Origin of the sequence: Actinomadura geliboluensis, from assembly GCF_005889745.1 — a bacterium.
In the GTDB taxonomy this organism is placed as follows: domain Bacteria; phylum Actinomycetota; class Actinomycetes; order Streptosporangiales; family Streptosporangiaceae; genus Spirillospora; species Spirillospora geliboluensis.
The window spans coordinates 1-9,230 of record NZ_VCKZ01000362.1; the positions used below are offsets into that span (position 1 = coordinate 1).

A 9,230-nucleotide genomic window follows, 5' to 3' on the forward strand; every position below is an offset into this window, starting at 1 on the left:
AGAGGTGTATAAGAGACAGGTCCCCGCCCCCGCCCTCGCGACCGTGACGGTGCAGGGGACCACTACGGACCCAACGTCGCGTGACGTGGTCGGCGTCCCGGCGTCCGCGCAGAGTCGTCGTGCCTGGGTGACCCGTGACTTGCTTCCCGCCTCCGCCAGCGCAGACGGCGGCTTTCCCTCTGCGGAGGCGTCCATGGCGGACGGTGCATCGTGGGCACATGGCGAGCCCCAGCCGACGCCGGCCCGGCTCGACCACGCTGACATCGCCGATGCGGCCAGTGGACCCGACCCAGTCGGGAGCCGCGGTGACCCGCCCCGTGAACGTGGAAGCGACCGGCCGCCCGGTGATCGTCGAGCCTCGGGCTCGGACGGGTCCTCCGGCGGTGACGCCGAGGTTTCGATGCTGGCGGACGTCATCGGTCAGCGGTTGGCCCACGTGAGCGGCCGCGTTCCCTCACGGGAGCTGCCGGATGCTGTGCGACGAGCGGTACAGCGCATCCGGCATGAACTTGCCGGAGCCCGGGAGGCGGCCTGCCGAGGGGACGAGGAGGAGCACGGTCGGCCCGGCTACCGGCCGTCAGCGGCGATGCGCCGGGAGGTCGAGGCCCGGCACGAGACCTGCGTGTTCCCGAGCTGCAACCAGCCATCCCACCGCTGCGACCTCGACCACACGGTCCCGTGGCGGCCCGGGACCACCTGCCGCTGCAACCTGGCTCCGCTCTGCAGACGCCACCACAGGTTGAAACAGCGCCCAGACTGGCGACTCGTCCAAGTCTGGCCCGGCCTGCTGATCTGGGTCGCACCCTCGGGTGCCTGGTTCATCGTCCGCCCCGACCGGCGGTAGCAGCCGCGCCGCGAGCCTCAGTGCTTCAGGGTTGCCAGCAGAGCCGCGAATTCGTCACGTCCCACGATGAGCTTGGGGCCGTCCGGGTTCTTGGAGTCGCGGAAGGCGATCGTCCGGGGGAGACGGCCGACCTCGACGCATTCACTCCCGCCCTGGGTGCCGCTGTGACTGCTCTTGCGCCACGTCGTCGTCACTGAACGCCTCCATAGCCGTCTTGATCAGGTCTTTCGACCTGTGCTCGGGGAGAGCCTTGGCGCTTATCCGCGCGAACAGGATCGCGTATTCCGCGACCTCTGCGGGAGACGATACAAGCCGCCCGCCACCGAGCGACTCGGTGTAGGCGACCTCACCGAAGTCGTCGCCCGTGACGAGCTTCACGCCACCGTCCAGGCCCGGATGCGCACCGGTCTCGAAGGTCTGCGGAATCACGTGGACGACGATGTTCGGCCGCTCCGCCATTTCGAGGACGTGTGCGAGTTGTTCACGCATGATTCGCGGGCTGCCTACCGGCCACCGCAAGGCGGCCTCGCTCAACAGCACCATGAGGAAGACGTGGTCAAGGGCGCCCTTTCGAGTCATCCGCTCGGTCACGAACGGCTCGGGGTCGGACATGCCTCCACCCGTCAGGAGCGCTCGGGCGTACTCCTCGGTCTGGAACAGGCCGGTGATCACGAGCGGCTCGAAGATCCGGATGATGCGCGCTCGCTGTTCGAAGGTCTTGTACTGGGCCAGCCACTGGGGGTCGTGGCCGATGCTGGCGTACCAGACCAGGATCGAGAAGACTCCGCCCGTCTCCCACGCCTTGTCGAGCAGGGCCGCGCGTTGGGCGTCCAGGCGCTCTATGCCGTTCTCGATGCGTGAAACGGTCGCCTTGCTCGCGGTGATGACGCGTCCCACCGCTTCGCCCGACAGCCCGCGCTGGTTGCGGCAGAAACGCAGGTAGTAGGCGACGAAGGACCACATGCTGCTCTTCGGGTCCGGCGGTTCGTTGGTGGCCATGGGGGGTGGGCCTCCGCGTTCCGTGTTGTTGTGACTGCGCTGCGTACGCGTGCCAACTTAGCGTGACCACGTGACTCTGTGTCGTGATTCGAACACAGGCTCACTCGAAGGTCTCAGCGATGTTCACTGCACTTGCCCCGGAGGGGGCGTCGCCGCTCGTTCTCGAACCCAATGACCAGGCGCCCCGGCTCGCCCGGTTGTTCCTCGCGGAGCTCTTCGCCGGTTGGGGGATCGAGGACGACTACGTGGGGCGGCTCGTGGTCTGCGAACTCGTCACGAACGCGTACCGGCACGGTGAGGGGCCGATCGTCGTGCGGGTGCTGCGGGACGAGCGCGACGGGCTCCCGGTGATCGAGGTGTGGGACGGCGGTGAGGAGCGGCCGGTTGTCCGGGCGCAGAACTATGCGGCCGTGTCGGGACGCGGACTCCAGCTCATGGCGGAGATCGTCCATGCGTGGGGCGTCCGGCCCCTCAATGAGGGCGGGAAGATCGTGTGGGCGAAGCTCGCCTGCGATTGACCTCCCCCGGCTGAGGGCGACGTGTACGCGGGCGTTCACCAGTCGAGGAGCAGGCCGTAGCCCTCTTCGGCGGCCTCCTCCATCCAGTGGAGTGTTTCGTCCGGGGAGTCGTCGTCCAGGAAGTCACTGAAGGACGGCGGCTGCGCCACGTGCACCTTCTGGTTGGCGGGCACGCGCCGGTTCCACTCCCGCGCGAGGCGGATGTAGGGCACGGCATCGATGGGGGCCGCCTGGTTCTCGCCACCCCAGCGGGGTGCCGGGCCTACGGTGGGGGACGGTAGCGCCAGGATGTGTTCGCGCACGTCCACCAACTCGGGACGGACGGCCCGCGCGTTCGTGCGCGAAACCGCGTTCAGAGCCTGCTGCCGGAGCGCCGACCACTCGTCAGCCAGGCGTCGGCTCGTCGTGTAGGCGTGCCAGGCGCGCAGGTACGGCCGGTGCCCGCCGTCCCGGACCTCCTCGATGTGGGTCCGCCACCGCCGGAGGTGGGCGGCCAGTTCGTCCGGCGGGAAGCTCCGGTACATGGCGAACCGCCATTCGGCGGGCAGCAGCGGGGTGAGGACGAGCGCGATCACCCGGTGCGAGTTCCCGGCGCCGGTGTCGACGTCCACCATGTCCGTGATGTCGGGTCCGTCGGCGGGCCCGGGAGGGTCCAGGTGGCCGAACTCGTCGGGGAACCAGCCTCCGGACGCCGCGAACGCCGCCCGCTGGGCCCGGACGGCCGCCCCGAGGGCGGCGCCGGCGTCGGGGCGGAGGCGCATGCGGTACCAGTCGACGCCCATGCCGCCGCATCGTAGGGTGCAAGTAGCTTGATGTCGAGATAAATTGGGGATAGCTTGACGTCGAGAGAAAACCTGCGGAAGTTAGGCTGCCCTGGTTGCCGGTCATGTCCGCGACTAGGGCAGGATCAAGGTAGACGAGACCACCCGCCCCGCCGCTCCGAGCCGGCCCAGGGGACGGGAGTACTGAAGATCAAGACGAGCGCCGCGCGCTCATGTCCCGGACCGGACGCGCGGTGGCGACGGAGGAGGAGTCCGTGTCCGCGAACAGCTTCGGCAGCCGTGACAAGCTGCAGGTTGGCGACAAGTCGTACGACATCTATCGGCTGGACGCCGTCGAGGGCGCGGCCCGTCTCCCGTACAGCCTGAAGGTGCTGCTGGAGAACCTGCTGCGCACCGAGGACGGCGCGAACGTCACCGCCGAGCACATCCGCGCGCTCGCGCAGTGGGACTCCCAGGCCCAGCCGAGCAAGGAGATCCAGTTCACCCCCGCCCGGGTGATCATGCAGGACTTCACCGGCGTGCCCTGCGTCGTGGACCTCGCCACCATGCGCGAGGCCGTGCGCGACCTCGGCGGCGACCCCACGAAGATCAACCCGCTGGCGCCGGCCGAGATGGTGATCGACCACTCCGTCATCGTCGACTACTTCGGCACGCCGGAGGCGTTCCAGCGCAACGTGCAGCGCGAGTACGAGCGCAACAAGGAGCGCTACCAGTTCCTGCGCTGGGGGCAGACCGCGTTCGACGAGTTCAAGGTCGTCCCGCCGGGCACCGGCATCGTCCACCAGGTGAACATCGAGCACCTCGCGCGCGTGGTGTTCGACCGCAACGGCACCGCCTACCCCGACACCTGCGTCGGCACCGACTCGCACACCACGATGGAGAACGGCATCGGCGTGCTCGGCTGGGGCGTCGGCGGCATCGAGGCGGAGGCCGCGATGCTCGGCCAGCCGATCTCGATGCTCATCCCGCGCGTCGTCGGCTTCAAGCTGACCGGCGAGCTGCCCGCCGGGACGACCGCGACCGACCTCGTGCTGACCATCACCGAGATGCTCCGCGAGCACGGCGTCGTCGGCAAGTTCGTCGAGTTCTACGGCGAGGGCGTGCACGCGCTGCCGCTGGCGAACCGCGCCACGATCGGCAACATGAGCCCCGAGTTCGGCTCCACCTGCGCGATCTTCCCGATCGACGACGAGACGCTGAAGTACCTGCGGCTCACCGGCCGCGACGAGGAGCAGATCGCGCTCGTCGAGGCGTACGCCAAGGCGCAGGGCCTGTGGCTCGACCCGTCCGTGGAGCCCGACTTCTCCGAGTACATGGAGCTGGACCTCGGCACGGTCGTCCCGTCGCTGGCCGGCCCGAAGCGCCCGCAGGACCGCATCGCCCTCTCCAACGCCAAGGCCACCTGGCGGCGGGACGTGCAGAACTACGTCGAGAGCGTCCTCGGCGCGCTGGACGAGGCGTCCAACGAGAGCTTCCCCGCGTCCGACACCCCGGCGATCGTGCAGGAGACCGCGGGCGACAAGCCGCGGCACGTCGACGCCAACGGGTCCGGCCGGCCGCACAAGCGCGTCGCGGTGAAGCTGGAGGACGGCACCGAGTTCGAGCTCGACCACGGGCACGTCGCCGTCGCCGCGATCACCTCCTGCACCAACACCTCCAACCCGTACGTGATGATCGGCGCGGCGCTGCTGGCCAAGAACGCGGTGGAGAAGGGCCTCACCCGCAAGCCGTGGGTGAAGACCTCGCTCGCGCCCGGTTCGCAGGTCGTCACCGACTACTACGAGCGCGCCGGCCTCACCCCGTACCTCGACAAGATCGGCTTCAACCTCGTCGGGTACGGCTGCACCACCTGCATCGGCAACACCGGCCCGCTGCAGCCGGAGATCTCCAAGGCCGTCAACGACAACGACCTGGCGGTCACCGCGGTGCTGTCCGGCAACCGCAACTTCGAGGGCCGCATCAGCCCCGACGTGAAGATGAACTACTTGGCGTCGCCGCCGCTGGTCATCGCCTACGCGCTGGCCGGGACGATGGACATCGACATCCTCAACGACCCGATCGCCGAGGGCACCGACGGCCCGGTGTACCTGCGCGACATCTGGCCCGCGCCGGAGGAGGTCTCCGCGATCGTCGAGTCGTCCATCGGGCAGGAGATGTTCACCGAGAGCTACGCCGACGTCTTCAAGGGCGACGAGCGCTGGACCGGCCTCGACATCCCGACCGGCGACCTGTTCGAGTGGGACGCCGCCTCCACCTACGTCCGCAAGGCCCCGTACTTCGACGGGATGGGCGCCGAGCCGGAGCCGGTCACCGACATCCACGGCGCCCGCGTGCTGGCGAAGCTGGGCGACTCGGTCACCACCGACCACATCTCGCCGGCCGGCGCCATCAAGGTCGGCACCCCCGCCGCCCAGTACCTCCAGGACAACGGCGTCGAGATCCGGGACTTCAACTCCTACGGCTCGCGCCGCGGCAACCACGAGGTCATGATCCGCGGGACGTTCGCCAACATCCGGCTCCGCAACCAGCTCCTGGACGGCGTCGAGGGCGGCTACACCCGCGACTTCACCCAGGAGGGGGCGCCGCAGGCGTTCATCTACGACGCCTCGCGCAACTACATCGAGCGCGACATCCCGCTCGTGGTCATCGCGGGCAAGGAGTACGGCTCCGGCTCGTCGCGCGACTGGGCGGCCAAGGGCACCGCGCTGCTCGGCGTCCGCGCCGTCATCGCCGAGTCCTACGAGCGCATCCACCGCTCGAACCTGATCGGCCTCGGCGTCCTGCCGCTGCAGTTCAAGGACGGCGAGTCCGCCGAGTCGCTCGGGCTGACCGGCACCGAGACCTTCGACATCACCGGCGTCACCGCGCTCAACGAGGGCGGCGTCCCGGAGGAGGTCACGGTCAAGGCCGACGGCAAGGAGTTCACCGCCATCGTCCGCATCGACACCCCCGGTGAGGCGGACTACTACCGCAACGGCGGCATCCTGCAGTACGTCCTGCGCAACCTCATCCGCAAGTAACCCGCACCACCGCGACGGGCCGCTCCCTTCCGGGGGGGCGGCCCGTTCCGCGTTCAGTGGTCGATGGCGAGGCGCAGGCCGAAGCCGACGAAGGCGACGCCGGTGAGCTGCTGGAGGCGGCGCTTCACGGCGGGGCGGGCGAGGGCGCGGCGGGCGGCTCCGGCGGCGCCGACGATGGCGGCCAGCCACAGCAGGCTCTCGGCGGCGTGGATGACCGCGAACAGCATGCTCGTCCAGAACACCGAGGCGCCGTCCGGGACGAACTGCGGCAGCAGGCTCATGTAGAAGACGCCGACCTTGGGGTTCAGCAGGTTGGTGGTGAGGCCCGTGCGGAACGCGGTGAGGCCCGACGTCCGCGCCTCCGGGGGCTCGGCGGTGTCCCGCGTGCGGCGGCGGGCGGTCCAGAGGGCGCGCGCGCCCAGCCACAGCAGGTAGCAGGCGCCCGCGACGCGCAGCACGTCGAACGCGAGGCGGGACGCGGCGAGCAGTGCGGTCAGCCCCACCGCGCTCGCGAGCGCCCAGCACATCAGCCCCGTCACGACCCCGGCGGACGCGAGGAGGCCGGTGCGGCGCCCGGCGGCCACGGTGCTGCGCAGGACGAGCATCGTGTCGACGCCCGGCGTGATCGTCAGGAGCGCGGCCATGGCGGCGAAGGCGAGACAGGCGGTCTGCACTGGGTAATGATCCCCTGGTGACTCCGAAGGGACAAGAAGGCTGAACATGAACAATATCGGCGAACTGGACGTCTTTCCGCTCTGCCTGGGCGGCAACGTCTTCGGATGGAGCGCCGGCAAGGAGCGCTCGTTCGAGATCCTGGACGCCTACGCGGCGGCCGGCGGCAACTTCGTCGACACCGCCGACTCCTACACGGCGTCCGCGCCCGGCAACAGCGGCGGCGAGTCCGAGGCGATCATCGGGGAGTGGACGCAGGCGCGCGGCAACCGCGACGACATCGTCATCGCGACCAAGGTGGGCCGCCACCCTCAGCGCAGGGGCCTCGCCCCCGCCACCATCAAGGCCGCCGCCGACGACTCGCTGCGCCGGCTCCGCACCGACCGCATCGACCTGTACTACACGCACTTCGACGACCCGTCCGTGCCCGTCGGGGACATCATGACGGCGCTGGACGAACTCGTCACCGCCGGCAAGGTCCGGCAGATCGCGGTGTCGAACATCGAGCCCGACCGGCTCGAAGCGTCGCTGGCGTTCAGCGAGCGCGAGGGCACCGCCCGGTACACCGCCATCCAGCCGCAGTACAACCTCGTGTCCCGCGACACCTACGAGGGGCCGCGCCGCGACCTCGCCGAGCGGTACGGGCTGGCCGCCGTCCCGTACTACGGCCTCGCCTCCGGCTTCCTGACCGGCAAGTACCGGCCCGGCGCCACGGTGGACAGCGTGCGCGCCGGCCGCGCCGCCGGGCACCTGGAGACCGAGCGCGGGCAACGCGTCCTCGCGGCGCTCGACATCGTCGCCGAGGAGCAGGGCGCCGCCGTCGCGACCGTCGCGCTGGCCTGGCTCGCCGCGCAGCCGACCGTCGCCGCGCCCATCGCCAGCGCCCGCACCCTCGACCAGCTGCCGCCGCTCGTCGAGGCGGCCCGCACGACCCTCACCGACGACCAGCTCAAGCGCCTCACCGAGGCGTCCGCGTGATCCCGGCCGGGCGGTGATCCCCACCGGCAGGGCCGGGCGGTAGCGTCGGCGGGCGTGCCCCCTCTCGACTTCCTCCTCATCGGCGGGCTGGCCGCGCTGGCCGGCGCGATCGTGCAGGGCAGCGTCGGCCTCGGCGTCGGCCTGGTCGCGACGCCGGTCGTGACGCTGCTGTACCCGTCGCTGATGCCGGGCGCGATCCTGGTCGTCGCGCTCGTCCTCCCGCTCGCGACGCTCGCGCGGGAGGTCGGGCACGTCGACTCGCGGGGGCTCGGCTGGGCGTTCGGCGGCCGGCTCGCCGGGACGCCGTTCGGGGTGTGGCTGGTCGCCGCCGTCCCCGCCCGCGTCCTCGGCGTCGTGATCGGCACCGTCGTGCTCGCCGCGCTCGCGATGACGGCCGGGTCGCGGGAGGTGCCGCGCAACCGCCGGACGCTCGCCGCCGCCGGGGTCGTCTCCGGCACCACCGGGACCGCGTCCGGGATCGGCGGCCCGCCGCTGGCGCTGCTCTACCAGCGCGAGAGCGGCCCCCGCGTGCGCGCGACGCTCGCGCTGTACTTCGCCGGCGGCACGCTGCTGTCCCTCGTCGTCCTCGGCGCCGCCGGGCACCTGCCCGCCCGGCAGGTCGTCGCGGGCGCGGCGCTGCTGCCGTTCGTCCTCGCGGGCTTCCTCGTCGCCGGGCCGCTGCGCCGCCGCCTGGACGCCGGACGGCTCCGGCTCGCGCTGCTCATCGTCGTCGGGACGTCCGCGGTGGTGCTGATCGTCCGTAATCTGGTCTGATGCGTCCCACGAAGGCCGACCTGGAGGCCGCCCGCGACCGGGTCATCCCCGACGTCCTGCCGCCGGACGGCGGGACGCTCCGCGTGCTGTTCAGCGGCATCAACCCGGGCCTGTACTCCGGCGCGACCGGGTACCACTTCGCGCGCCCCGGCAACCGCTTCTGGCCGGCGCTGCACCGCTCGGGCTTCACCGACCGCCTCCTGGACCCGTCCGAGCAGGACCTCCTGCCCGGCTACGGCCTCGGCATCACGAACCTGGCGCACCGCACCACCGCCCGCGCCGACGAGCTGACCGGCGCCGAGCTCCGCGAGGGCGGACGGCGCCTGCACGCGCTCGTGGAGCGCCACCGCCCCGCCTACCTGGCGGTCGCCGGCGTCACCGCCTACCGCACCGCCTTCGGCCGTCCCCGCACGCAGATCGGCCCGCAGGAGGAGGAGTTCGGCCCCGCGAGGCTCTGGGTCCTGCCGAACCCGAGCGGCCTGAACGCGAGCTGGCCGCTCGACCGCATCGCCGCCGAGTTCGCCCGCCTGCGCACCGCCGCCGAGGCCCTCAGGGGTTGAGGGCGAACATGGTGTTGACCTCGTTGACGAGGGTGGGGGTCGGCTGCCAGAGGTCGGTGCGGCCGAGGGCCACGATGGGGCGG

Annotated in this window: 9 protein-coding genes; 5 read left to right on the forward strand and 4 right to left on the reverse strand. The window is 71.1% G+C overall.

The annotated features are described in order from the left end of the window. Window positions 1-861 precede the first annotated feature (861 nt). On the reverse strand, window positions 862-1,038 hold the full coding sequence (locus ETD96_RS34665) for a DUF397 domain-containing protein (RefSeq protein WP_138640702.1): 177 nt from the start codon (window positions 1,036-1,038) through the stop codon (window positions 862-864). Further along, on the reverse strand, window positions 986-1,843 hold the full coding sequence (locus ETD96_RS34670; protein WP_138640703.1) for a Scr1 family TA system antitoxin-like transcriptional regulator: 858 nt from the start codon (window positions 1,841-1,843) through the stop codon (window positions 986-988). Before ETD96_RS34670 ends, ETD96_RS34665 begins: the two co-directional genes overlap by 53 nt. 119 nt (window positions 1,844-1,962) lie before the next feature. On the opposite strand from ETD96_RS34670, the gene ETD96_RS34675 reads away from it, so the two are divergent. Then, a complete protein-coding gene (locus tag ETD96_RS34675) occupies window positions 1,963-2,361 on the forward strand; it encodes an ATP-binding protein (protein WP_138640704.1) in 399 nt (132 codons plus the stop codon). Window positions 2,362-2,396: 35 nt separating this feature from the next. On the opposite strand, the gene ETD96_RS34680 is transcribed toward ETD96_RS34675, so the two are convergent. Next, entirely contained in the window at window positions 2,397-3,143 is a 747-nt protein-coding gene (locus ETD96_RS34680) for a hypothetical protein (protein WP_138640705.1), read from the reverse strand. Between the two features lie 212 nt (window positions 3,144-3,355). Between ETD96_RS34680 and acnA the strand changes: the two genes are divergently transcribed. After that, window positions 3,356-6,163, forward strand: coding sequence for an aconitate hydratase AcnA (acnA, locus tag ETD96_RS34685; protein WP_171069375.1), 2,808 nt, complete (start codon window positions 3,356-3,358; stop codon window positions 6,161-6,163). A 53-nt stretch (window positions 6,164-6,216) separates the two neighbouring features. Here acnA and ETD96_RS34690 read toward each other — a convergent pair whose 3' ends face one another. Beyond that, on the reverse strand, window positions 6,217-6,837 hold the full coding sequence (locus ETD96_RS34690; RefSeq protein ID WP_205719589.1) for a LysE family translocator: 621 nt from the start codon (window positions 6,835-6,837) through the stop codon (window positions 6,217-6,219). Between the two features lie 46 nt (window positions 6,838-6,883). Between ETD96_RS34690 and ETD96_RS34695 the strand changes: the two genes are divergently transcribed. Genes ETD96_RS34695 through mug form a run of 3 tightly spaced genes read left to right on the forward strand, consistent with a single transcriptional unit; the run spans window position 6,884 to window position 9,147 of the window. Continuing rightward, on the forward strand, window positions 6,884-7,813 hold the full coding sequence (locus ETD96_RS34695; RefSeq protein ID WP_138640708.1) for an aldo/keto reductase: 930 nt from the start codon (window positions 6,884-6,886) through the stop codon (window positions 7,811-7,813). 54 nt (window positions 7,814-7,867) lie between these two features. Then, complete coding sequence (locus ETD96_RS34700) at window positions 7,868-8,587, forward strand: sulfite exporter TauE/SafE family protein (protein WP_138640709.1); 720 nt, start codon at window positions 7,868-7,870, stop codon at window positions 8,585-8,587. Then, complete coding sequence (gene mug, locus ETD96_RS34705; RefSeq protein ID WP_138640710.1) at window positions 8,587-9,147, forward strand: G/U mismatch-specific DNA glycosylase; 561 nt, start codon at window positions 8,587-8,589, stop codon at window positions 9,145-9,147. The genes ETD96_RS34700 and mug overlap by 1 nt, the downstream gene beginning before the upstream one ends. The last annotated feature ends 83 nt before the right edge of the window (window positions 9,148-9,230 follow it).